The sequence below is a fragment of the Nocardia sp. NBC_01503 genome, assembly GCF_036327755.1.
Classification (GTDB): Bacteria; Actinomycetota; Actinomycetes; order Mycobacteriales; family Mycobacteriaceae; genus Nocardia.
Genome location: NZ_CP109596.1, coordinates 749,595 through 773,516, shown reverse-complemented (window position 1 = coordinate 773,516; position 23,922 = coordinate 749,595). Strand labels below are relative to the sequence as shown.

22 protein-coding genes and 1 tRNA gene are annotated in these 23,922 nt (G+C 66.2%); 8 read left to right on the top strand and 15 right to left on the bottom strand.

Features of this window, described 5'->3' with window-relative positions:
* Positions 1–64 precede the first annotated feature (64 nt).
* A complete protein-coding gene (locus tag OHB26_RS03560; protein ID WP_330182801.1) occupies positions 65–541 on the bottom strand; it encodes an Lrp/AsnC family transcriptional regulator in 477 nt (158 codons plus the stop codon).
* A gap of 268 nt (positions 542–809) precedes the next feature.
* On the opposite strand from OHB26_RS03560, the gene OHB26_RS03555 reads away from it, so the two are divergent.
* Positions 810–1,643, top strand: a complete 834-nt coding sequence (locus OHB26_RS03555; protein WP_330182800.1) for a cyclase family protein — start codon at positions 810–812, stop codon at positions 1,641–1,643.
* A 1-nt stretch (position 1,644) separates the two neighbouring features.
* On the opposite strand, the gene OHB26_RS03550 is transcribed toward OHB26_RS03555, so the two are convergent.
* The 3 genes from OHB26_RS03550 to orn all read right to left on the bottom strand — a co-directional run bounded on the left by OHB26_RS03550 (position 1,645) and on the right by orn (position 4,049).
* On the bottom strand, positions 1,645–3,216 hold the full coding sequence (locus tag OHB26_RS03550) for an FAD-binding oxidoreductase (RefSeq protein WP_330182799.1): 1,572 nt from the start codon (positions 3,214–3,216) through the stop codon (positions 1,645–1,647).
* 72 nt (positions 3,217–3,288) lie between these two features.
* Positions 3,289–3,361 (bottom strand) — tRNA-His (locus OHB26_RS03545).
* Between the two features lie 67 nt (positions 3,362–3,428).
* Positions 3,429–4,049 carry an oligoribonuclease gene (orn, locus tag OHB26_RS03540; RefSeq protein ID WP_330182798.1) on the bottom strand — a complete coding sequence of 207 codons (621 nt, stop codon included), beginning with the start codon at positions 4,047–4,049 and terminating at the stop codon, positions 3,429–3,431.
* A gap of 179 nt (positions 4,050–4,228) precedes the next feature.
* Between orn and OHB26_RS03535 the strand changes: the two genes are divergently transcribed.
* On the top strand, positions 4,229–6,004 hold the full coding sequence (locus OHB26_RS03535; protein WP_330182797.1) for a helicase HerA-like domain-containing protein: 1,776 nt from the start codon (positions 4,229–4,231) through the stop codon (positions 6,002–6,004).
* Between the two features lie 5 nt (positions 6,005–6,009).
* On the opposite strand, the gene lysA is transcribed toward OHB26_RS03535, so the two are convergent.
* From lysA to OHB26_RS03505, 6 genes are all read right to left on the bottom strand, one after another.
* A complete protein-coding gene (gene lysA, locus OHB26_RS03530) occupies positions 6,010–7,356 on the bottom strand; it encodes a diaminopimelate decarboxylase (RefSeq protein ID WP_330182796.1) in 1,347 nt (448 codons plus the stop codon).
* Between the two features lie 129 nt (positions 7,357–7,485).
* Positions 7,486–8,280 carry a mycolate reductase gene (cmrA, locus tag OHB26_RS03525; RefSeq protein WP_330182795.1) on the bottom strand — a complete coding sequence of 265 codons (795 nt, stop codon included), beginning with the start codon at positions 8,278–8,280 and terminating at the stop codon, positions 7,486–7,488.
* Positions 8,281–8,400: 120 nt separating this feature from the next.
* Positions 8,401–8,988, bottom strand: coding sequence for a VOC family protein (locus tag OHB26_RS03520; protein WP_330182794.1), 588 nt, complete (start codon positions 8,986–8,988; stop codon positions 8,401–8,403).
* Positions 8,988–11,015: an NADPH-dependent 2,4-dienoyl-CoA reductase gene (locus OHB26_RS03515; RefSeq protein ID WP_330182793.1), complete on the bottom strand. Its 2,028-nt coding sequence runs from the start codon at positions 11,013–11,015 to the stop codon at positions 8,988–8,990. The genes OHB26_RS03520 and OHB26_RS03515 overlap by 1 nt, the downstream gene beginning before the upstream one ends.
* Complete coding sequence (locus tag OHB26_RS03510) at positions 11,012–11,611, bottom strand: PadR family transcriptional regulator (protein ID WP_330182792.1); 600 nt, start codon at positions 11,609–11,611, stop codon at positions 11,012–11,014. The genes OHB26_RS03515 and OHB26_RS03510 overlap by 4 nt, the downstream gene beginning before the upstream one ends.
* Before the next feature lie 148 nt (positions 11,612–11,759).
* Positions 11,760–13,187, bottom strand: a complete 1,428-nt coding sequence (locus OHB26_RS03505) for an MFS transporter (protein ID WP_330182791.1) — start codon at positions 13,185–13,187, stop codon at positions 11,760–11,762.
* Positions 13,188–13,289: 102 nt separating this feature from the next.
* On the opposite strand from OHB26_RS03505, the gene OHB26_RS03500 reads away from it, so the two are divergent.
* Both OHB26_RS03500 and OHB26_RS03495 read left to right on the top strand, forming a co-directional pair.
* Positions 13,290–14,417, top strand: coding sequence for a helix-turn-helix transcriptional regulator (locus tag OHB26_RS03500; protein WP_330182790.1), 1,128 nt, complete (start codon positions 13,290–13,292; stop codon positions 14,415–14,417).
* A gap of 56 nt (positions 14,418–14,473) precedes the next feature.
* On the top strand, positions 14,474–15,802 hold the full coding sequence (locus OHB26_RS03495) for an MFS transporter (RefSeq protein WP_330182789.1): 1,329 nt from the start codon (positions 14,474–14,476) through the stop codon (positions 15,800–15,802).
* Positions 15,803–15,806: 4 nt separating this feature from the next.
* On the opposite strand, the gene OHB26_RS03490 is transcribed toward OHB26_RS03495, so the two are convergent.
* Positions 15,807–16,442, bottom strand: coding sequence for a TetR family transcriptional regulator (locus tag OHB26_RS03490; protein ID WP_330185484.1), 636 nt, complete (start codon positions 16,440–16,442; stop codon positions 15,807–15,809).
* Between the two features lie 177 nt (positions 16,443–16,619).
* On the opposite strand from OHB26_RS03490, the gene OHB26_RS03485 reads away from it, so the two are divergent.
* The 3 genes from OHB26_RS03485 to OHB26_RS03475 are packed head-to-tail and all read left to right on the top strand — an operon-like array spanning position 16,620 to position 19,172.
* Positions 16,620–17,681, top strand: coding sequence for a ferredoxin reductase (locus OHB26_RS03485; protein WP_330182788.1), 1,062 nt, complete (start codon positions 16,620–16,622; stop codon positions 17,679–17,681).
* A gap of 12 nt (positions 17,682–17,693) precedes the next feature.
* Positions 17,694–18,842 (top strand): fatty acid desaturase family protein, encoded by a 1,149-nt coding sequence (locus tag OHB26_RS03480; RefSeq protein ID WP_330182787.1) that lies wholly within the window; start codon positions 17,694–17,696, stop codon positions 18,840–18,842.
* Positions 18,843–19,172, top strand: coding sequence for a hypothetical protein (locus OHB26_RS03475; RefSeq protein WP_330182786.1), 330 nt, complete (start codon positions 18,843–18,845; stop codon positions 19,170–19,172). It abuts the gene before it with no gap.
* 3 nt (positions 19,173–19,175) lie between these two features.
* On the opposite strand, the gene OHB26_RS03470 is transcribed toward OHB26_RS03475, so the two are convergent.
* From OHB26_RS03470 to OHB26_RS03455, 4 genes are all read right to left on the bottom strand, one after another.
* A complete protein-coding gene (locus OHB26_RS03470; RefSeq protein ID WP_330182785.1) occupies positions 19,176–19,976 on the bottom strand; it encodes an aldose epimerase family protein in 801 nt (266 codons plus the stop codon).
* 81 nt (positions 19,977–20,057) lie between these two features.
* On the bottom strand, positions 20,058–21,206 hold the full coding sequence (gene galK / locus OHB26_RS03465; RefSeq protein ID WP_330185483.1) for a galactokinase: 1,149 nt from the start codon (positions 21,204–21,206) through the stop codon (positions 20,058–20,060).
* Between the two features lie 35 nt (positions 21,207–21,241).
* Positions 21,242–22,318 (bottom strand): galactose-1-phosphate uridylyltransferase, encoded by a 1,077-nt coding sequence (gene galT / locus OHB26_RS03460; protein WP_330185482.1) that lies wholly within the window; start codon positions 22,316–22,318, stop codon positions 21,242–21,244.
* Between the two features lie 149 nt (positions 22,319–22,467).
* Positions 22,468–23,079, bottom strand: a complete 612-nt coding sequence (locus OHB26_RS03455; RefSeq protein ID WP_330182784.1) for a DUF4254 domain-containing protein — start codon at positions 23,077–23,079, stop codon at positions 22,468–22,470.
* Between the two features lie 408 nt (positions 23,080–23,487).
* On the opposite strand from OHB26_RS03455, the gene OHB26_RS03450 reads away from it, so the two are divergent.
* Positions 23,488–23,808: a hypothetical protein gene (locus tag OHB26_RS03450; protein WP_330182783.1), complete on the top strand. Its 321-nt coding sequence runs from the start codon at positions 23,488–23,490 to the stop codon at positions 23,806–23,808.
* Positions 23,809–23,922: the final 114 nt, after the last annotated feature.

Sequence of the window (23,922 nt, the reverse complement as noted above, 5' to 3'; positions counted from 1 at the left end):
AAGTGATCTGTAGCACTCCGGGCGGTGCGGCATTCTGCTCGAGGAATGCGAGACCCGGGTCACATCAGGCCGGGTCGGTCAGATGCTCGACCAAGGGGAGTGAGCGGTACTCGATCGGGGTGGCCAGGGCCAGCATGGTTTCGGTATGCCGGACGCCGTGGATGGCGTGCACCCGTTGGATGATGCCGAGCAGATCCTGCTGTGATTGCGCCGCGATCCGCACCAGCAGATCCGAGCGTCCGGTGGTGGCGTGCACCTCGAGCACATTGGGGAAGTCGCGCAGCGCCTCGACAATTCCGTCGATCTTGTTCTGGTCCAGTTCGACGCCCAGGAACGCGTGTACGGCGAACCCGATCGCCTGCAGATCGATCGCCGGTGGATACCCCCGCACCGCACCCGATGATTCCAGCCGCTTCATTCGCGCCTGCACGGTGTTGCGCGCGATCCGCAATCGCTGCGCCAGCTCCAGAATCGGCGCCCGCGGGTCCGCCGCCAATTCCTTCAGCAGCGCGGCATCGAGCGCATCGATCTTGATGGTCATGCCGCATTTTCGCATAGCGTATGGCCGACGAAGCGACACAGCCGGAGTCCGATTGCCATGGAATCGGGGTCGTGCGGTGGGGTGGGCTGCCCGATCCCGATTCCATTCCGGATCCGGTGATCAACGACCGGCGGTTACGAGACTGCGCTTTTGGCCGGGAACCACCGTGGCGGTGATCCCGGCCAAAAACATGCCGGGATGACGGGAGGTACGTGCTCGGACATAGGATGCGGCGGTCCGATCCGAGTCGTGGGGGAGTTGCCGGCCGATGTGTTCGCCGCGGATTGTTCAGGTCGCTCATCAGGAGGCGGCCGTCGCGCCCCGGATGAGTCGGCGGGCCTGGCTGGGTGCGGCGGCGGGTGCGTTCACCGCCGTCGCGGCCGGTTCGGGAATCGCTGTGGCGCAAGAGGTTCCGGGTGGTTCGGTGGTGGACCTCACACATACCCTGTCGCCGGGGCTGCCGGTGTGGCCGGGCAATCCGCCATTCGCGATGGTGCCGGTGGCCTGGCATGACAATGGCGGGTTCGGGCAGCACGCGCTGGCGTTCTGGGAGCATTCGGGGACGCATATCGACGCGCCTCTGCACCGGGATCGCCATGGCGCGTCCGTCGATCGGATTGCCGCGGCCGATCTGGTCGCACCGCTGGTCGTAATCGATATCTCGGCCCGGGCCGCCGCCGATGCCGATGCGACGCTGACGGTTTCGGATATCGACGAATGGGAGGCCGCGCACGGGAGGATTCCGGCGCGCGCCTTCATCGCCATGTACTCGGGCTGGGAGCGGCGACTGGCCACGCCCGGCTCGTTTCTGAATCTGGATGCCGAGGGGCGAACGCACGCACCGGGTTTCGCTCCGGCCGCCGCCGAATTCCTTGTGGCACAGCGGGATATCGTCGGCGCGGGGGTGGACACCCTCAGCCTGGATCGGTCGGCGAGCCGGGATTACGGTGCGCACACCGCCTTTCTCGGCGCGGGCCGCTACGGGGTCGAGATGCTGGCGAATCTGGACCGACTGCCGCCGACCGGTGCGCGCCTGATCGTCGGAGCACCCAAGCACGAGGGCGGCACCGGCGGCCCCTGCCGGGTGCTGGCACTGACCTGAGTCACTGCCCGATCGAAAGACCGTGCTGGAACACATTGTTCGGATCCCACCGCGCCTTGATCGCGCACAGCCGGTCATAGTTCGCGCCGTAGTAGAGCTCATGCCAAGGCGCGCCCGAGGTGTTCCACCGCGCATCAGCGAGATCGGGATCGGGATAGTTGATATAGCTCCCGCCATTGGCGGCATTCGGCACCGGTACACCACCGGTCTCGGCGTACAGCTCACCGAAGGTCTCCCGCGCCCACCCCACGAATCGTTCGTCATCACCGGGCAGTCGCCAGGCGGCGTGGATCAGCATCTTCATGAACGAGTCCCGCGCGGGCGCCGCCGTGGCATCGGCCGCCACCGCGTTCACCGCCCCGCCGAAAGGCATGAATTCCAGCTGGGATTCGCCGAGGAACCGGATATCGGCGAAGTAGCGGTAGAGGATTCGCAATTGCTCGGTGGAGTACGCCTTGCGCAGGTAGGCGGACTTGGCTTTCACCCGGAAACCGGGCATACCGGCCGCGTAGTAGACATTCGCGACGGTGTCGGCGTAACCGGTCCGCTGCAACGGCGATTGGATCAGGGCCGCGCCGACGCCCGCCGTGATCGCCGCCACGAACTCGTCGAACCTGGCCGGTGCGTCCGGTCCGTCCGCATTGAGCAGCACCAGTATCTCGGAGTCGACGATCCCCGGTTTGATCATCAGCGGCGCGTACAGGGCGGTGAACGGATCGCCCGGTGCGCTGTGCCGCTCGAAGAAGGCCAGATAGTTCCCGAGCAGGCGCACGAACGACTCCTCGTCCAACAGCGGCAGGATGAGCCGCGTATTGAGCATGCTGCCCGGCGATTTCGGCAGTGCGAGTGCCGGGTCGCCGCCATCGGAGCCGGGTGAGCGCAGCAGATATCGGCTCACCACACCGAAATTGCCGCCGCCACCGCCGGTATGCGCCCACAGCAGATCGGCATTCGGACCGTCCCGGGTGGCCAGCACGGTGGTGGCGGTGCCGTCCTTGCCGACGGTGATGACCTCGACGCCGTACAGGTGGTCGGCCATGAGCCCGAGTTGCCGTGAGAGCGGACCGTATCCGCCGCCGGCGATATGTCCGCCCGCGCCGACGCCCTTGCAGATTCCGGCCGGAACGGTGACGCCGAAGCCGTCGAGCCGCTCGTACACCGTGCCCAGCAGGGTTCCGGCATCGACGGAGAACGCGCCCTGGGTCTCATCCCAGTACACCGCGCCCATCCGATTCAGATCGATGATGGCCTGGGTGCGGTCGTTGTCGACGAAGTTCTCGAACCCGTGCCCGCCCGATCGCACCGCGATACGCAGTCCGTCGCGGACCGCCGCCTCGACGGCGAGCCGAATCTCCTCGGTGCTGGTCGGCACATGAATCCGCTGCGGGCGCGCGGTGAAGCGGCGGTTGTAGCCGCGCTGGGTGAGCGTGGCGTACGCGGGATCGGTGGCGACCACGACCGTCGGCGCCTGGGCTCGTGCGGGTGCGATGCCCGGTGTGAACGGTATGGGCAGTGTGCTCGCGGCGGCGCCCGCCGCGGACGCGATCAGGAATCGACGACGCGAAAACAGCAAGATGAGTCCCCCGGGTCGTGCTCAGATACAGGTCAGGCCCGAGGTATGAAACCTCGGGCCTGACCTGCTAGGGGTGACCGACGGGACTCGAACCCGCGACAGCCAGGATCACAACCTGGTGCTCTACCAACTGAACTACGGTCACCATTGCCGGTGTGTTTCCGGCGCGGTAGATCGTATCGCGATCCGCCGCTGAGTACCTAATCGGCTGGTTACGCGGTATTTCCGGTCGGTTTTTCGCTCAGTTCGGCCGCGACGGCGGCAATCTCCGCGGTGGACGGGCCGGGGGCGGCGACGAAGGCGGTGCGGCGGTAGTACTGGAGTTCGCGGATGGACTCCTTGATATCGGCGAGCGCGCGATGCGCCAGGCCCTTCTCCGGCTGGCCGAAGTAGATGCGCGGGTACCAGCGACGGGCCAGCTCCTTGATGGAGCTGACATCGATCATGCGGTAGTGCAGGTGCGCGTCGAGGGTGGGCATATCGCGGGCGATGAAACCGCGATCGGTGGCAATGGAGTTACCGGCCAGCGGAACCGTGCGCGGGGTCGGCACGTACTGCTTGATGTACTCCAGAATCTGCTCTTCGGCCTCGGCCATGGTGACGGTGGAGCGGCGCACCTCTTCGGTGAGTCCGGAGCGCGCGTGCATCTCGGTGACCACCTTGGGCATGGCGGCCAACGCCTCGTCATCGGCGTGAATGACGATATCCACACCGTCGCCGAGGATATTGAGATCACTGTCCGTCACGAGTGCGGCCACCTCGATCAGCTTGTCGCTGTCCAGGCGTAGGCCGGTCATCTCGCAATCCATCCACACCACGTACTTATCGGTCACCGTGGTCAGAGTAGACGTTTGGTCGTTATCGGCCTTTACGCCCGGCCGCGTCGGGCCCGCTTTGCGTTCCGACCGGGCAGTATCGTTGCAGCAGATCCGCGTGCGTACAGAGCGGTCGGCTTGTTGGCAGGACAGTTCCCGGAGCAGTCGCAGTTGGCAGAGCAGACGGAGGAAGCGCGATGACCACCCCGCAGGAGAAGGCAGCGGCGGCACGCAAGGCCGCGGAGGAGGCCGCGCGGATCGCGGCAGAGGCGGTAGCGGCGGCGGAGGCGGCCGAGCAGGAAGCGGCGGAGCAGGAGGCCGCGGATAAGGCCGCCGCGGCGCAGGCGAAGGATGCTGCCGCACCCGGCGCCGCCGCGAAGACCGGTGCTGACGCGAAAGCCGCTGCGAGCAAATCGGATTCGACGGCAAGCGGAGCTGCCTCGCCGGATGAGGTTGCGGCGCAACAGATCACGGCAGGATATGCCTTCGAGGGATTGGCGCTCGAGCTCGGTACCGTCATGGTGGACGGGAAGGTGCATCCCGATGCGCGCGTGCGCATTCCGATGAAGACGATGAACCGGCACGGGCTCATCGCGGGTGCGACCGGTACCGGTAAGACCAAGACCGTGCAGGGCATCGCCGAGCAGTTGTCGGCGGCGGGCGTGCCGGTGGTGGTGGCCGATATCAAGGGCGACCTCTCCGGCCTGGCTCAGCCCGGTGAGTCCAATGACAAGCTGCTGACCCGCGCCCAGGAGACCGGTTGCCCGGATTGGCAGCCGCGCGGCTTCCCGGTCGAATTCGTCTCGCTCGGCACCGAGGGCATCGGGGTGCCGATTCGCGCCACCATCACCTCGTTCGGGCCGATCTTGCTGTCGAAGGTGCTGGGGCTCAACGAGACTCAGGAGTCCACGCTCGGGCTGATCTTCCACTGGTCGGATCAGAACGGCTTCGCGCTGTTGGATCTGAAGGATCTGCGGGCGGTCATCCAATTCCTCACCAGCCCGGAGGGCAAGGAGGAGTTGAAGGGGATCGGCGGGGTTTCGGCGACCACCGCCGGAGTGATCCTGCGCGCCCTGATCAACCTCGAGGCCGAGGGCGGTGACACCTTCTTCGGTGAGCCGGAGATGGATCCGGCCGACCTCATGCGCATGGCCGGTGGGCTGGGGGTGATCACCCTGTTCGAGTTGGGCGCGCAGGCATCGCGCCCGCAGATGTTCTCCACCTTCCTGATGTGGGTGCTGGCGGACCTGTTCCAGACGCTGCCCGAAATCGGCGATATGGATAAGCCCAAGCTGGTCTTCATCTTCGATGAGGCGCATCTGCTGTTCACCGGGGCGTCGAAGGCGTTCCTGCAGCAGGTGGAGCAGACCGTGAAGCTCATTCGCTCCAAGGGCGTCGGCGTGTTCTTCTGCACCCAGTTGCCCACCGATATCCCCAATGCCGTTCTCTCCCAATTGGGTGCGCGAGTGCAGCATGCTTTGCGTGCCTTCACGCCGGAAGATCAAGCGGCGCTGACGAAGACGGTACGCACGTATCCCAAGACCACCACCTACGATCTCGAAAAGGCGTTGACCTCACTGGGCATCGGTGAGGCGGTGGTCACCGTGCTGTCGGAGAAGGGCGCGCCGACCCCGGTCGCCTGGGCGCGAATGCAGCCGCCGCGCTCACTCATGGACACCATCGGCGACGACGGAATCCGTTCTCGCGCACAACAATCCACGCTGTACAGCAAATACGGCCAGACCATCGACCGCGACTCCGCCTACGAGATCCTGGCCGAGAAGCTGGCCAAGGCGGCCGAGGACGCCCCCGAACCGGCTCCCTCGCGCGGCCGGGCCAAGGCGCAACCGGTGGACGAATCCATGGCCGAGAAGATCGTCAACAACACCGCCTTCAAGAATTTCCTGCGCTCGGCCGCGACCGTGGCCGGTCGTGAGATCGGCCGCAGTATCTTCGGCACGCGTAAGCGCTAGCGCTGTCAACGGCCGATATCGCGGCTCAGCAGATCCTGAATCGTCTCGCGGCGCACCAGTTCCCGGGTGCTGCCGTCGCGGACGGCGATGATGGGCGGGCGGCCGACGCCGTTGTAGGACGAGGAGAGGCTGTGGTGGTAGGCCCCGGTGCAGGGCATGGCGAGGACCTCGCCGGGGCGTAGGTCGGCGGGGAGGCGGACGTCGGTGGCGAGGATGTCACCGGCTTCGCAGTAGCGGCCCGCGATATTGGCGGTCATATGTTCGCCGGTGGGGTGGCGGTTGGCGACCACGACGTCGTAGCGGGCGCCGTAGCGGGTGACGCGCGGATTGTCGCTCATACCGCCGTCCACGGTCACGTAGGTGTGGCCGCCCTCGACATGTTTGATGGACAGCACGCGGTAGAGGGTGACGCCCGCGCGGGCCACCACGGCCCGGCCCGGTTCGAGCGCTATCACCGGGCGCGGGAAGGCATATCGCGCGCAGGCGGCGTCGAGGGAGTCCTCGATGATGTCGGCGAGTTCGGGCAGATTCATCTCGGCATCGCCGGGGCGGTAGGCGACCGCATGCCCGCCGCCGAGGTCCAGGGTGGTGAGGGTGACACCGTAATCGTCACGGATTCTCGCCATTTCGCCGATCATGCGGCGCACGGCCTCACCATAGGGGAACGTGTCGCAGATCTGGGATCCGATATGGCAGTGCAGGCCGACGAACTCCAGATTGGGTTGGCGCACAATGCGTTCCACGGCCTCATCGAGTGCGTGACTGCCGATGGTGAAGCCGAACTTCTGATCCGCGACACCGGTGCGCACCGCCGGATGCGCGGGTACGTCGACATCGGGGCAGACGCGCAGCAGAACCCGCTGCGGTTTGCTCGCCAGCGCGGACAGCAGGGTGATCTCGGTCAGCGAGTCGATGACCACCCGGCCGATGCCGCAGTTGATCGCCGTCTCCAGTTCGGCGAAGGGTTTTCCATTGCCGTGCAGCATGATTCGCTGCGGGTCCACCCGGGAGGACAGGGCGACGGCGAGTTCACCGGCCGAGCAAACATCGAGGGTGAGCCCCTCCTCGCTCACCCATTCGGCGACCGCACGGGTGAGCAGCGCCTTGCTCGCGTAGATGACCTCGGCGTCCGGGAAGTGCCGCCGGTACGCCTGACAGCGCGAGCGCACCTCGCTCTCGTCGAGGACGTAGGTGGGGGTGCCGTAGTGGTCGGCGATATCGGCCAGCGCGACTCCGCCGACGGTAATGCGGCCGTCGGCGTCGTAGTGGGTCTCCCGGGGCCAGACCGAGGGGTCCAGGCGCGGAATCATGCCCCCGGACCGCAGCGACGGGAAGATGTCGAGCAGCGTCACGATGTCTCCGTTGTCCGTCCCCGCTATTCCGTATGCGGGGCCGAGTTCAGGACTACGCCGGATCGCGTAGCCGGGCCATCCCGGCTACGCGCCCTTTACGAGTGGACGCTTGATCTTGACGGATTGCGGTCAGCTACCGAGCTTCTTGTACGCCGCCCCCGCGACCAGTGAGGTGATCGAGCGCGGCCCGAACTGCCCGGCCAGGCTCATACCCTTGCTGATCAGGCCCGGAACCACGCGCATCTTATTGCGGGCCAGGGCATCGATGGTGATCTTGGCGGTATGCGCGGCGGTGACCCAGATGAACTCCGGAATCTTGTTGCCGACCTCTTCCTGATCCGGATTGTCGGTGCGCACCGGGCCGGGGGCCAGCAGCGTGACGTGTACGCCGTGCTCCTTCATCTCCCCGCGCAGCGATTCGGCCCAGGTATTGGTGAACGCCTTGGAGGCGGCGTAGGTGGCATTGTTCGGAATCGGCATATTGCCCGCCGCGGATCCGGTGACGAGGATGCCGCCGCTGCCGCGCTCGACCATGTTCGGCAGCACCGCGAGCGACAGATCGTGCACCGCGACGGCATTGAGCTCCATGATGTCCCGCTCATAATCCAGGTCCAGCTTGGCCAGCGACCCGAAGGTGGCGACACCGGCGTTGTTGCACAGGATCGCGATATCGCGCTCCGCCAACTCCTTGGCCAGCGGTGCGCGCTGCTCCCGGTTCGAGAGATCGACCGCCCGTACCTCGGCGGTGATCCCGTATCGATCGGTCAGCTTCTTGGCCAACTCGTTGAGCAGATCCTCGCGGCGGGCGACCAGGATCAGCGAATACCCGCGCGAGGCGAGCTCCTCAGCGAGCGCGACCCCGATCCCCGAAGAGGACCCGGTCACAACGGCACGATTATCAGCGGTAGGCGCAGGCAAGCTCACGATCGCGAAGCCTACCCACTCTCACCCCACTCGCACCCACGAGTGTGCGACCAATCCGCACGAGTGTGCAGCTACGGCGGGAAGAACCCGAAAACACCGCCCTGAGTGCACACTCGCGGGTCAGGCTCGCGGCTTGGGTTCCATGAGGGCTATGCCCCAGTTGAGGTGGCCCTGCCAGACGGGGGCGATGCGGCCGCCCTGGACTGCGGGGCGGGGGTCGCCTATGGGGCCGCCTGCGGCGCGGATGGCGGTGACGGCCGCATCGAGGTCGGGGGTTAGGAAGGCGACGCCCGCGAGTTTGGGCGGGCGGCCTGAGCCGACCGCTTCGATGAAGGGGTCGCCGACGCGGTAGAAGGCCATCTCGGGGCCATCGGGGCCGCGCGGGAAGAAGCGGCGGCGTGGGGGAATGCCCAGTACCGCGGTCAGATTGGCCGCGCCTTCGTCCAGGTTCGGCATCCAGTAGACGACGTGGTCGACAATCGTCACGCCGTTCGGGTGTTCGCCGGAGGTCGTCGGGTTGTCGGTGGCTGTCAGGTACGGCACCTCGAGAAGCTCTGGGGTGGCGCGGGTTTCATCGAAACCCCAGGCCGCTTCGCCCAAGGTGCAGGTGACCTGGCCGATCTGGATTGTTCCGTTGTCGACCGTGAAACCCAATGCCGCCCACGCCTGCTCGTTTCCGGGCAGACCCAGGCGGGTGAGGATCGGCATCAGAGGGCTGCCGCCAGGCGGGTGCCCTGGTTGATGGCGCGCTTGGCATCGAGTTCGGAGGCCAGGTCGGCTCCGCCGATGAGATGGCACTGAACGCCCGCGGTCTTCAAGGGTTCCTCCAGGTCGCGGACGGATTCCTGGCCGGCGCAGAGGATTACGTTATCGCATTCGATAATGGTGGGGCGCTGACGCTTCTCGCCGAAACTGATGTGCAGGCCCTTGTCGTCGATGCGTTCGTAGTTGACGCCGCCGATCTGCTCCACGCCTTTGGCCTTGACGGCGGCGCGGTGCACCCAGCCGGAGGTCTTGCCCAGATCCTTGCCGAACGAAGAGGCCTTGCGCTGCAACAGCACCACCTCGCGGGCGGCGGGGGAGGGCTTGGGGGCGGTGAGGAAGCCGCGGGTGTTCGGGTCATCGGAGACGCCCCACTCTTCCTTCCACTCGTCGAGCTTGAGGCTGGGATGGCCTTCGACGGTGAGGAATTCGCTCACATCGAAGCCGATACCGCCCGCGCCGATGACGGCGACCTTCTTGCCGACCGGCTTACCCTCGCGGACCAGCTCGGCGTAGGTGAGCACCTTCGGGTGGTCGATACCCGGAATGTTCGGGATGCGCGGCTTCACGCCGGTGGCGAGAACGGCCTCGTCGTAGCCGCCCGCGATCAGCTGATCGGCGGTGGCGCGGGTGTTGAGATGTACACGGACGCCGGTGATTTCGAGCTGGCGGGTGAAGTAGCGGACGGTCTCGCTGAACTCTTCCTTACCGGGGATGCGGCGCGCGATATCGAACTGGCCGCCGATCTTGTCATCGGCTTCGAAGAGATCGACGTGGTGTCCGCGCTGGGCCAGGCTCACCGCGGCGGAGAGTCCGGCGGGCCCCGCGCCCACGACCGCGAACTTGCGGGTGCGGCGGGTGGGCAGCAGCTTCAGTTCGGTTTCGTGTCCGGCGCGCGGATTCAGCAGGCAGGACACGGTTTTCATCTGGAAGGCGTGGTCCAGGCAGGCCTGGTTGCAGGCGATACAGGTATTGATCTCGTCGACCCGGGCCTCCTGCGCCTTGCGCGTCCACTCGGGATCGGCGAGCAGCGGGCGGGCCAGGGAGACCAGATGCGAGTCGCCGCGAGTGAGGATCTCCTCGGCGGTCTCGGGCATATTGATGCGGTTCGAGGCGCAGACCGGAATGCTCACAATGTCTTTGACCTTGGCGGTCCACTCCACGAACGCCGCGCGCGGCACCGAGGTCACGATGGTGGGGACGCGGGCCTCATGCCAGCCGATATCGGTATTGATAATGGTGGCTCCGGCGGCCTCCACATCCTTGGCGACGGCGGCGATCTCGTCCCAGGTCTGGCCGTTCTCCACGAAATCGGCCATGGACAAACGGAATACGATGATGAAGTCCGGGCCCACGGCCTTGCGGACCCGGCGCACGATCTCACTCGCGATGCGGCGACGGTTCTCCGATGTGCCGCCCCACTTGTCCTTACGCTTATTGGTGCGCGGTGCGAGGAACTGGTTGATGAAATACCCTTCACCACCCATGATTTCGACGCCGTCGTAACCGGCGAACTTGGCCAGGGCGGCGCAGCGGGCGTAGTCGTCGATGGTCTGTTCGACGCCCTTGCCCGAGAGCGCGCGCGGGCGCAGCGGATTGATCGGGGCCTTGATCGAGGAGGCCGAAACACTGCCGGGCATATAGGAGTAGCGGCCCGCGTGCAGGATCTGCAGGGCGATCTTGCCGCCCTCGGCGTGCACCGCCTTGGTGATGGCGCGATGCCGGTACGCCTCGGTTTTATTGGTCAGCTTCGCGCCGAACGGCATCAGCCAGCCGGTGCGGTTGGGGGCGTAGCCACCCGTGATGATAAGGCCGACACCACCTTTGGCGCGCTCGGCGAAGTAGGCCGCGAGTCGATTGGTATGCCAGGCCCGATCCTCGAGACCGGTGTGCATGGAACCCATGACCACGCGATTGCGCAGTGTGGTGAATCCCAGGTCCAGGGGTTCGAATAGGTGCGGGTATGCGCTCATCGCCGAGTGCCTTTCGGGTCGGACGCCTGCGACCGGGCTGAGTCGGCAGGGCTGGCGGGTTGATCTTGATGCAGGGCGGCAAGTACTTCGTCGCACCAGTCGAGGAAGCCCTCCTCCACGCGGATGCCGCCGCGCAGGACGAGGTACTGGTGCAGGGTGCGGCCGGAGAGCTGATCCGGTGCGGGGTAGTCCTTCTTCTCGAAGGCGCGGTACAGGTCCAGGCGATGTGCGTGCTGATCGCGGTGCCGCTGGAATTCGGCGGCAATGGTCTGAGTATCGCCGAGCGAGGCGGCGCGCAGTTTCACGCCGAGTTCATTGCGCAGCGGGCCCATATCGCCGGGTTCGGCGATCCATCGGGTGAGTTCCGCGCGGCCGGCGTCGCTGACGGTGTAGACCTTCTTGTCGGGACGGCCCTCCTGGGCGACGGCCTCGGCGGTGACCCAACCCTGTTCCTCCATGCGCTTGAGCACACGGTAGATCTGCTGGTGGGTGGCGTTCCAGAAGAATCCGATGGATTTGTCGAAGCGCCGCGCCAGGTCGTACCCCGAACTCGCGCGTTCGGTCAGCGATACCAGCAGCGCGTGTTCGAGGGCCATGCGGCCAGGGTAACTGAGACTCGACGTACTATGCAATTCAGTGCATAGGGAGATTCTGAAGCGGGGCACCCCGCGCGGGGTGCCCCGCTATTCACGCATCAGGCCTGGTAATCCCTGTCACCGCGTGCTCAGCGCGCGGCGGCCGTCCTCACCGGGCGGCGCGGGCGGCCAGGACCGACGCCGCCAGCACCGTCACCCCCTCCACAATGGCCGTGATGCCGACCGCATGCGAGGCCGAGACGGTGGTGCTCCCGGCCAGGCTCAGGAAGACCGAGCCGAAGCTGGCGATACCGACCACGGTGCCCAACTGCACATTGGTGACCAGGATGCCGCTGGCATCGGCGGCCAGCGCGAGCGGAATCTTGCCGGTGGTGCGGGCCATGAGCGGGCTGAACGAGAGTCCGAAGCCGATACCCATTATGCCGAAGACGGTCAGTTCGAGCGGTCCGAAGTCCGCACCGTCACGCAGTAGCAGGCCCATGATCACCATGGTGACGGCCGCCAGCACCAGACCCGCGGGAATCATGGTGGCGTGCAACCGTTCCGGGATGCGCTGCCAGTTCAGGCTGGCCAGGGCGAAGGTGATGCCCATGGGCAGGAACAGCAGTCCGGCGTGCAGGGCGGTGTAGCCGAGCGTGCTCTGCAGATGGATGGCCATGACGAACAGCCAGCCGCCGAAGGTGCACATCACCGTGAAAAGTGTTGCCGCGGTGAGTATCAGCCCGGGTGCGCGCAGGACCTGATCGGCGAAGAGCGGTGCCCCGCCACGCTTGTGCACCCAGCGCTCGACCCGCAGGAAGCCCACGAATCCCGCTGCGGCGGCGGCCAATGCGATCCAGGTCCACACCGGCCAGTCCTGCTCGTGGCCGAGGACCAGCGGTACCACCAGCAGCAGCACCGCCGGGGTGAGCACCGCGAGTCCGGCCAGGTCCAGTTTGCGTTCGGTGCGGACGGTGACCGGCAGGATCGCCGGTGCGACGGCCAGCAGTACCAGGCCGATCGGCACATTCACCAGAAACACTCCGCGCCAGGAGGTTCCGGCCAGATCGGCGCTGACGATGAGTCCGCCGAGAATCTGCCCGACCACCATGCCGCCGGAGATGACGGCCGCGTAGGCCGAGAGTGCCCGGGCCCGCGTGTTTCCGGTGAATTCGCGCTGGATCAAGGTCATGACCTGTGGAATCATGGCCGCCGATCCGATGCCCTGCAGGAATCGGAAGATAATGAGCACCGGGGTATTCCACGCCAGCCCACACGCCAGCGAGGCGATGGTGAAGAGAGCGAGCCCGGTCAGGAACATGGTCCGCTGCCCGAACCGATCACCCAGCCGGGCGCCGGTCACCAGCAGTACGGCGTAGGCGATCACATATCCGGAGACGATCAGTTGCAGCCCGGAACCGCTGGCGTGCAACGAGGTCCGCATGGCCGGAATGGCGACATTGACAATGGAGGCGTCGATGACGGCCATGAACTGTCCGAGCAGAATCACGGCGAGAATGGCGAGCGAGCGGCGACTGGACCCGGCGACCGCCGGAGCCGCCACCGTCGGTGGGGATTTGGTCAGGCTCTGTGTCATGTGACCGAGCCTGCGCCGCCGCTCGAGCCGGTAACAGGAGTCTGCTTATACGGGTACTGCCACCACCTGGATACGGGTGCCGAATGCGGTCACTATGGAACGGTGAACTCCGCAGCCAGGAATAACGCGACCGCGACGACCACCGGTCACCCGGTGGACGGTGACCCGGCCGAGCGCACCACCCCGGACGCGGATCCGTCGCACCGCGAGCCGCCCGGCTCGATCGCCTTCGGACCGGATATCGGCGCGCGCTGGAGTGGGTTGTCCCGCCCCGCCGAATTGCTCACCGCCGAATCCGCTCCGGTCGCGGGTACGGATGGGGCGAATCCCGTTGCGGCTGATGCGCGAGCCGTGCGCAAGACGCGGCGCGAGGAGTTGTCCGCGTTCTTGAAGTCGCGGCGGGCTCGGATCACGCCGCAGGAGGTGGGGCTGCCGGTGGGATCGCGGCGGCGCACGCCCGGGTTGCGGCGCGAGGAGGTCGCACAGCTCTCGGGGGTGGGGGTCACCTGGTACACGTGGCTGGAGCAGGGCCGCGATATCAAGGTGAGTGTGCAGGTGCTGGATGCCATTTCACGCACGCTGGGCCTGGACGGGGTGGAGCGCGCGCACCTGTACGCACTGGCCGATGTGCCCGCGATTCCCACACTGCACGTGGCCGAGCCGGTGCTGGAGGAAATACAGATGATTCTGGATCATCTGTACCCGCTGCCCGCGGTGCTCTGCTCCGCGCGCTATGACGTGCTCGCCCACAACGGCGCCTACGCCGCGCTGTTTCCCGGCTTCCTCGTCGGGACCAAGAACATTCTGCGGAAGGTGTTCCTCACGCCCGCGTGCTGTAATCCGTATACCGCGAACAAGGAGTACCTGGGGCGGATGGTCGGCTACCTGCGCGCCGCCTACGTCAAGAATCTGCACGACCCGGTGTGGGTGGACTTCATCGATCAAATGTGTTCGGACAGTCCCTTGTTCGCGGAATTGTGGGCGCGCAACGATGTGGGCTTCCCGGTGGGGCGCACCAGGGCGATTCGCAATCTGGTGACCAAGGATGTGGACATGATCATGACCAGCATGTCGCTGCCGTCGATCGTGGGCGCCTGGGTCCAGATCATGACTCCGGCCGACGAGGACGGCTGGACCGCGCTGCGTGCGCTGCTCGCCATGAGTGTGGAGGAGCGGGAGCGGCCCTGGCTGGAGCATTTCGCCGAATCGCATTCGGGAGCTCCGGCCTGAGCGCGCCTTTGCCGGGAATGCATCGGCTCGCGGTGCGTTCCGCCTAAGCTGCGCGGATGGCTGAGGTTTCCGGGCGGGAGACGATCGGGTCGGCTGCGGGGCGCGGGCCGGTACTGGCTTGGGGGCTGTGGGATTGGGGCGGGGCCGCGTTCAACGCGGTGATTCTGACCTTCGTCTTCTCGGTGTATCTGACCGATAAGGTGGGCGAGGATCTGCCCGGGGGAGTGTCGGCGAGCGCCTGGCTGGGCTGGGCACTGGGGCTGGCGGGTTTGGTGGTGGCGTTGACGGCCCCGGTGAGCGGGCAGTTCTTCGATGCCACCGCCAAGCGCAAGCTGTCGCTGGGCGTGCTGACCTCGATCACCGTAATGCTCATGGCCGCAATGTTTTTCGTGCACAAGGACTACCACTACCTGTGGCTGGGCCTGGTGCTGCTCGGTATCGGTTCGGCGACCTTCGAGCTCTCGCATGTGCCGTACAACTCGATGCTGCGTCAGGTCTCCACGCCCGGCACGGTCGGCCGGGTCTCCGGATTCGGCTGGGCCATGGGCTATTTCGGCGGCATCATGCTGCTGCTCATCGTCTATTTCGGCTTCATCTCCGGTAAGGGCGACTACCGCGGACTACTCGGTGTCCCCATCGACGACGGTCTCAATATCCGCCTGGTGGCCCTGGTGGCGGCAGTCTGGTTCGCCGCCTTCGCGGTTCCACTGTTCCTCTTCGTCCCCGAATTACCCCGCACCACCGCCGATCCCGGCGCGGACACCCGCAAAATCACCGACGCCTATCGCGTCCTGTGGCGCGATGTCCGTGAACTCTGGCGCGACGACCGCCGCGCGGTCGGCTTCCTCTTCGCCAGCGCCGTCTTCCGCGACGGCCTGGCGGGTGTCTTCACCTTCGGCGCGGTGCTGGCGGTCCGCGTCTACGGTATCGCCGACTCCGACGTCCTGCTCTTCGGCATAGCCGCGAATGTCGTTGCCGCCCTTGGTGCGATCACCGCGGGCCGCTTCGACGACCGCATCGGCCCCAAACCCGTCATCGTGGTGTCCCTCGCCGCGATGATCGTCTGCGGCCTGGCCCTGCTGGTGGTCTCCGGCCCGCTCATGTTCTGGATCTTCGGCCTGCTGCTCACCGTATTCGTCGGCCCCGCACAGTCTTCGGCGCGTACCTTCCTGGTGCGCCTCACCAAGCCGGGCCGCGAAGGCCAGATGTTCGGCCTCTACGCCACCACCGGCCGTGCCGTATCCTTCCTGGCCCCTATCCTTTTCGGTTTCTTCGTCTGGGCATTCGGCTCGGAGCGCGCGGGTATTATCGGCATTGTCCTGGTATTGGCGCTGGGCCTGGCCGCGCTGGTCCCGGTGCGGGCGGATGATCTCCGAGGTCGCTGAACCGCTAAGCGGTAGCGGCGTCCGGGTCCCATGCGCCCATGCCGAGCGCGATGAGGCGCACATGCAGGACGACCCGGTCGACGATGCGAGGGCGTTCGCGCGGGGTGGCTACGACATAGTCGGCGATGCGGTCGGCGACCGTGGCGACTATGAGGTCGGCGGCGAGTTCGAGGTCTTCGGGGGACCAGTGGTCCAGGGTGCGCACCCGGGACAGGTCCACCACGAGTTCGCGGACGATGAGCTGCATTTCGACGGCGATGGCGCCGCGCAGGGCCGCCGAACCGCCGTGGCGTTCGCGGATCAGGAAACCCCAGAGGTCGGTTTTGCTGTCGACCTGTTCGAAGACGAAGCGGACGGTCTCGGCGAGGCGGGCGTCGGGGGTGCGGCGCATTTCGCGCAGCGCCAGCCGAAGTTGGCGGACGCCCTCCTCGACCAGGGTGGTGCCGAGCTCGTCGAGGGAGGTGAAGTGCCGGTAGAAGGCGGTGGGGACGATGCCCGCGGAGCGGGCGATCTCACGCAGGCTCAGGGCTGCGAAGCCGCGGTCGGCGGCCAATGCGAGGGTGCCGTCCAGTAATGCCGCGCGAGTGCGTTCCTTGCGCTCGACTCTGGTTGCTGCCTGCTCGCTCACGTCGATGAGCATACATTCGTTCACATTCGTTCCATTCGCGAGATGTCGTGTGGGTCACACGAACTGCCGGTTGAACTCGATGGCCTCTACGCGGCACACTAGTTCAGTGTACAGATGTGCACCGAAATCGAGTGCTCATCATTTAAGCGAAGGGCGTCGCCCAGCCCGGCGACGCGACAGGAGGCCCGCATGGTTGGACTCATCGACCTCGTGGAGAAACTGACCACCCCGCATCCGCTGGACCGCTACCTGGAGCTGGTCCGGCCCACCTTCACGCTGCGCCAGATGCGCGCGGAGATCACCCATGTGCGCCGCAGTGCGGTCGGCTCGGTGACGCTCACGCTGCGCCCGACCCGGCAGTGGCAGGGGCATGTGGCGGGGCAGTACGTACAGATCGGCGTGGTCATCGACGGTGTGCGCCACACCCGTTGCTATTCACCGGTGAACAGTGACCGCCGCCGCGACAGGCACATCGAACTCACCGTCAAGGCGCATCCGCACGGCCTGGTCTCGAACTACCTGCACGAGAACGCGATTCCCGGCATGGTGGTCGACCTCGCACCCGCGGCAGGGATTTTCCATCTGCCGGAGCAGCGGCCGGACCGGATCGTGCTGATCACCGGCGGCAGCGGCATCACCCCCGCGCTGTCCATGCTGCGTACGCTCGCCACCGAAGGGTATGCGGGCAAAGTGTTGTTCCTGCACTACAACCGTTCACCGGAGTATGTGCCGCATCGCACCGAGCTGGAGGCGCTCGCCCTGCAGCACAACAACTTCCGGGTCGAAATGCTGTACCCCGAGCTCGGCACCGACGCGAATTTCAGCTACGACGAGCTGGAGCGCCTCGCGCCGTGGTTCGCGTCCGCGCAGACCTACCTCTGCGGCCCGCCCGGACTCATGAAGGCCGTGCGCACCGTCTACGAGGCCGAACAGCTGGCCGACCGGCTGCACAGCGAGGAGTTCGTCCTCACCGTCGCGCCCGGCGATCCCGCCACCGCCGAGGGCGAGATTACTTTCTCCGGCAGTGGGAAGACCATCGAGAACACCGGCGCGAGCCTGCTCGAGCAGGCCGAAGTCGCCGGTCTCACCCCCGAATACGGCTGCCGCATGGGGATTTGCTTCACCTGCACGGCCGTCAAACGCACCGGTTGCACCCGCAACCTGCGAACCGGCGAGGTCGACGCGGACCCCGACCAGCCCATCCAACTCTGTATCAACGCCCCCGTCGGGGACGTCGACATCGCTATTTGAGGGGAGCACATCATGGCGATGCTTACCGAAACACCCGCAGGTCCCGTCGTACTGAGCCGCGAGCAGATCGAGGAGATCGGCGCGGCACTCGATGAGATCCGCGCCCGCGTCACCGACGATCTGGGCGAGCGGGATCGCGAATACATCTACTCGATCATCAAGGCGCAGCGCGGTTTCGAGATCGCCGGCCGCGGCCTGATGTACCTGGGCTTCCTGCCGCCGTTCTGGCTGGCGGGCGTGGCCGCGCTGTCGGTCTCGAAGATTCTCGACAATATGGAGATCGGCCACAATGTCATGCACGGCCAGTACGACTGGATGCGTGAACCCGGCCTGAACTCGCGGGTCTTCGAATGGGATACGGTCTGCCCGTCCGATCAGTGGCGGCACTCGCACAACTACATGCACCACACGTACACCAACATCCACGGTATGGACCGCGATATCGGCTACGGCATCCTGCGCGTGGACGAGGCGCAGCCGTGGAATCCGCTGCGGCTGGGCAATCCGGTGTACGCGTTCTTCCTCATGCTGGCGTTCGAATGGGGCGTGATGGGGCACGACCTGGAGGTGGAGAACATCGTCCAGGGCAAGCGTAAGTGGCTGGATGTGAAGGCACTGCTCAAGGGCCAGATCCGCAAGGCCGGTCGGCAGGTGCTCAAGGATTACGTGGTGTTCCCGGCGCTGACCGGGCCGCTGTTCCTGTCCACGCTGGCCGGTAACTTCACCGCCAATATCGTGCGCAACCTGTGGACCTTCTCGATCATCTTCTGCGGTCACTTTCCATCGGGTGTACAGACGTTCTCCGAGGAGGACTGTGCCGAGGAGACCCAGGGTGAGTGGTATGTACGTCAGATGCTGGGGTCGGCCAATATCGACGGCAGCCGCCTGTTTCACATCATGAGCGGCAACCTCTCGCATCAGATCGAGCACCACCTCTTCCCGGATCTGCCCGCCAACCGGTACCCGGAGATCGCGCCCGAGGTGAAGGCGCTGTGCGAGAAGCACGGTCTGCCGTACAACACCGGCAGCTTCAGCCAGCAGATCGGTTCGGTCTGGGCCAAGCTCTTCAAACTCGCACTGCCTCCCGTGCTCGCCGGGAAGCCGCAACCTGCCGGTGTTATCGTGGTGCGCCGGGGGCAGGACAGCGAAGTGGGCGTGTAAATGATCTCCAAATTCGAGAGCAATAAGGATCTGATCCAGGAACTGACGTCGTCCGGAGCACGGCACGTCGGCGCGATCGCCTCGATCATCACCGGGACCGTCGCGGAGGTGACCAAGGAGATCGGCGACTGGATCACCGACGCCATCGAAATGCGTGAGGCCGCCGCGGCGGCCGCGCAGGACGCGCGCGCCAACCGGGCCGATTCACTGGCCGACGAGGATTTCGACGATGAGCCGGAATTCCCTGTCGCGCAGGCAGATACGGTCAAGCCGACGCCGTCGGCCGCCGGTGACGCGGTAATCGACGCCGAGGTCGTCGACCGCTACTGATCCTTATTCGACACCCTCGAGGCTCCGCCAGCGCCACCGCATCGCACAGCGCAGCGGGGACTCGGGGGTGACCGCCCGCGGCAGGGTATTGAGGCCGTCGGGCGGACCGGACTGTGGTTCGACACAGACGCTGTCCGCGGGCATGTCGTAGATGACGACCCACTCCAGCGGACTGGTCACCGTCAGTTCGAGTGCCCCGGGCCAGGTCAGCGTGGCCCGCACGCCATCGGGCATACCGAAGCAGTCGTCCCGGGGGCCGGGCAGCGGCGGGATGCGGGTGCCGTCGGGCAGATGGTCCGGGCCGCGATGCTCCTGCCAGGCGGGCTCGAAATCCAATTCCAGGTCGCCGCCGGTATTCAAGCGCCGGGCGAACCACGGATGCCAACCGGCTTGTGCCGGAAAGGGTTCCGACTCCGCTGTGACGGTCATACCGAAGGACGCGGACTCCGGCGTGAGCTCGATCGACCGGGTGACTTCGCCCGGGAACGGCCACGGCGGTGCGAGTCGTTGCGTCAGCACGATGCTCGCCTCCGAGTGGCCGCGAATCTCCCACGGATGCTGACGTACCAGTCCGTGAATGGCATGGGGTCCGTCATTGCGCGGAAACTCGTGGACGGTGCCGCGCCAGGTGAGTACCCCGTCCCGCATCCGCCCGCACCACGGGGCCATCGGGAATTCGCCGAAATGCGCTCCTGGAGTGAGTACCTCGTGCTCGCCGATTCGGAAGGACGTAACCCGCCCGGTTCCGGTATCGACGCTCATGCGCGCATCGCCCGCTGCCAGATCGACATTCGCGTCGCTCATCGATTCACTCCTGGTGTCTGCTGGGGATCGGTTGACCGGTGTGGATCCCGGCCAAAAGCATGCCGGGATGACGGGGATGGCTCAACCGATTCGTTGTGCGCCCGCTGATGCGATTGCGACGAAGGAGCGCGGCGGGGCGAAGGCGTGGCGCAGGAAGCCGTCGTCGATATTGGCCGCGATACCCGCCACGGCTGCCGCGTCGACCAGGGCGATAATACTGCCGCCGAAGCCGCCGCCGACCATGCGAGCTCCATACGCACCTGTGGCACAGGCTATTTCGACCGCAGTGTCGAGTTCTTCGGTGGAGACCTCGAAGTCGTCGCGGAGTGAGGCGTGCGCCGCGGAGAGGGTAGGGCCGATCAGTCTCGGATCGCTACCCGCCGACAATAGTTGGACGACCTCGAGCACGCGCGCGTTCTCGGTGACCACGTGCCGGGCGCGACGGCGCAATACCGGATCGCTCAGTCGATCGACGGCGCTGGGATCGGTGATCTCGCGCAGCAGCTTCACCCCGAGTTCAGCTGCGGCCCTTTCACATTGGGTGCGGCGTTCGGCGTACTCACCGCCGACCAGCTGGTGTGGCGCATTGGTGTCGACCACCAGCAGTGCCAGCTCCGAGGCTGCCAGATCGAATGGAACCTGTTCGCGCGCACCGGTATTCGCATCGAGGAAGAGCGCATGACCGGCCGTGCAATGGATGGAGGCGGACTGGTCCAGAATCCCGCTGGGTACCCCGACATAGTCGTTCTCCGCGGTGTGCGCGATATCGACGAGTTCGTCATCGCCGATCCCCGGTGCGAACAGATCCCGAAGTGCCACCGCCACAGCGCATTCCACCGCCGCCGAGGAGGAGAGTCCGGCCCCGGCGGGCACATTGCCGTCGAGCGCCAGATCCACTCCCGGGAGTCGATATCCCCGCCGCTGGAACTCGCGCACCACGCCCAGTGGATACCGCGCCCACCCGGTGATCGAGGCATCGTCCAATCCGTCGATCGGCGCGGCGACCCACCCGCCGTCCTGTTGTCGCGACGATACCCGCACGGTCTCGTCCGCCCGCCGGGTTACCGCGCAGGATACGGTGTGTGGCAAGGCGATCGGCAGCATATAGCCGCCGTTGTAATCGGTGTGCTCCCCGATGATGTTCACCCGCCCCGGCGCGGCCCACACGCCATCGCGCCCCAGCTCGGCGCTGTCGCCCTTCGCGGTTTCGGCGCTGCCGCCCTTCGTCATCCCGGCATGCTTTTGGCCGGGATCCACATCCCGCGTCACGCCAGCTCCCGCAACTCCGCCGCGACGGTCTCGGGCAGGGTGTCGCTGATGAACACCCCCATACCGGATTCCGAGCCCGCGAGGTATTTGAGTTTGTTCGCGGCGCGACGGAAGGAGAAGACCTGCAGGTGCAGCCACCAGTCGTCGCGGGGGAGTTCGGCTCGGGGCGTGGGTGGTTGGTTCCAGGCGGCGATATACGGCATGGGTGTGTCGAAGCGGCGAGCGAAGCGGCCGAGGATATCGAGGTACAGCTCGGCGAAGCCATCGCGTTGCGCGTCGTCCAGGTCGGGGATATCCGCCGTGCGGCGCCGCGGTTGCAACGTGACCTCGTACGGCCAGCGGGCGAAAGGCGGTACGAACGCGGTCCATTCGGAGTTCTCCGCGACCACGCGAATCCGGGCGGTGCGTTCGGTCTCGAGCAGGTCACCGAAGAGATTGCCGCCGTGTGCTTTCCGATACTCGGCGAGGTTGCGGGTGATAGCCGTGACGCGCGGAGCCACGAACGGGTAGGCGTAGATCTGCCCGTGCGGGTGCGCGAGGGTCACCCCGATCTCCTCGCCGTGGTTCTCGAAGCAGTAAACCTGTGCCACACCGTCTTTCGCCCCGAGTTCGGCGGTGCGGTCGGCCCACGCATCCAGGACCAGTCGAGCCCGTGCCGGGTCGAGCTGAGCGAACGAGGAGTTGTGATCGCTGGTGAAGCACACCACTTCGCAGTGTCCGAAACCATTGCGCAGCAGGGTGATCGGTGAACCATCCACCGTCGGAGGAAACTCGGCGGGATGGCCGGACAGCGAGGGAAACCGGTTGTCGAACACCGCGACCTGGTAGTCGCTCTCCGGGATCTCGGTCGGCCGTTCGGGTGTGGACGGACAGAGCGGGCACAGGTCCGCGGGCGGCAGGAAGGTGCGGGCCTGCCGGTGCGAGGCCACCACCACCCACTGCCCGAGCAGCGGGTCGAACCGGGTCTGTGAATGTGTGGTGGCGGGTGGCAGCTCACGGGTGTCGACGGCTGTGCGCGGCACGGGTCCGGTGTCGTAGTACCGGATCCGCCGACCGTCGGCGAGGGTGCGCAGGGTGCGGTGGAATCGGCCGAGACCGGCGGTCGAGCCGCTGACCGGGGCGTGTGCGCTCAAGGTCGTACCTCCTCCATGCTGGAAGCTCGGACGGCCGTGCGGGAGTGGAGCCGGCCTTCAGCATAGGGAGGTTGATCGTGAGCGGGTTCTCACCACACCGGTAGGCGCCTGCGGTGCTGTGCCACCTCGGTGATGAGATCCCGGTATCCGTCGGCGAGTTCGGCCAGGCGATACCACTGCAGGTGCGCCTCGCTGTCCGCGCGCCGGGGCGGCTCGCCCAGGTGCGGACTGCCGCGTCGCCGTCCGCGTCCCTCGGTGAGTTTGAGCCGGGGCGCCGTGTCCGGTGGCGGAACTCCCAAAGCCTGTTGTGCCGCAACCCATTTCGCTGCCATGCGGTCGATCACCGCGCCGAGGGTCTCGGTATGAAGTGAGGCCCCGGTGCGATGCGGGATATTGATCGCCACCCATTCGTCGATGCGGGCCACCAGTTCGGTTCGGCGCGCGTCGATCTCCTCAACCGTTTGAACGCAGTCGGTCACCCGTCGTGGCGTGGCTCCGGCGGCGTGTGCCGCCTCCTGCGCGCGGTGTCGTCGCTCATGGCATTGCACCAGGTCATGGGCCGCTTCCAGCACCTCTCGGAGGCGCGGGTCGGCGGCGGGGTCGGAGAGGAGGGTGGCGACGGGTTCCCGGAAGGCGCGCAGCAGCGTTGTCGGCGATGGAAGCTCGGCTCCGTACCCCGTACCGGTGTATTCGGTTGCCATATTTCCCACCCTTAGCCAGTGCAGTTTTGGATGCGCCAGAGCCGAGGAGGTTTCGGGGAGGGGCTCCCCTCGGCTCCGGCGCAGGCCCGCATGCCGGGACGCACAGCCCACCACAAACGGCACGGTGAAGAAACCGGGAAATTCGCGACGGTGCGATGGGGAGACTGTCCGAAATACGGGACATATTCAGGAAAGCGCGATAGTCGGACGGGCGCAACCATTCGGCGCTGGATCGGCGAACCTGCCGGAGAATCGTTACACAGCATTACAACTCGGTCACGTGGGTGCTGCGAAAGTGGGCTGATCGTCACCCGCGGTGCTGCCGAGCCCGTTACTCGAGCTTATGAATAGCTATCGGCGCGGCGCGCCGGAAGCGGTGCGTGGCGTACTCGGTTAGCCTGGGTATTTGTGCCCGCATATGCGTCCTCACCGGAGCTGCGCTTCGGTTTCATGTTCGCGCTGGAAGACCCGGAGCGAATCGCCGAAGTCGTGCGCACTCTGATTGTTCGCCGACGGGTGTCCGTCTTCCGCCTCGCGCACCTGTCCAATGACGACGGACCGCCGGAGCGCTATGTCGTGAACTGGGCTGCGGTACCGCAGATCTCGGTCACCACCGCCGCGCCGACGCAGGAGGAGCTGCACTCCTCGGGAACGATGCTGGTCAACGCCTTTCTGGGGGAGGACGGCGAAGTCAGCCTGTATGCGGCGGACGGTCACTCGCCCCGCTAGTGTGGCGGGCGACACACCGTAATTCAGCTACCTCTCAGCTACTGGCCAGGGTTGTGTAAGGGAGCCCCGCAATGGTGGGTCACGTCGCCGGATGGAAATCCCGAACGGCGGCGA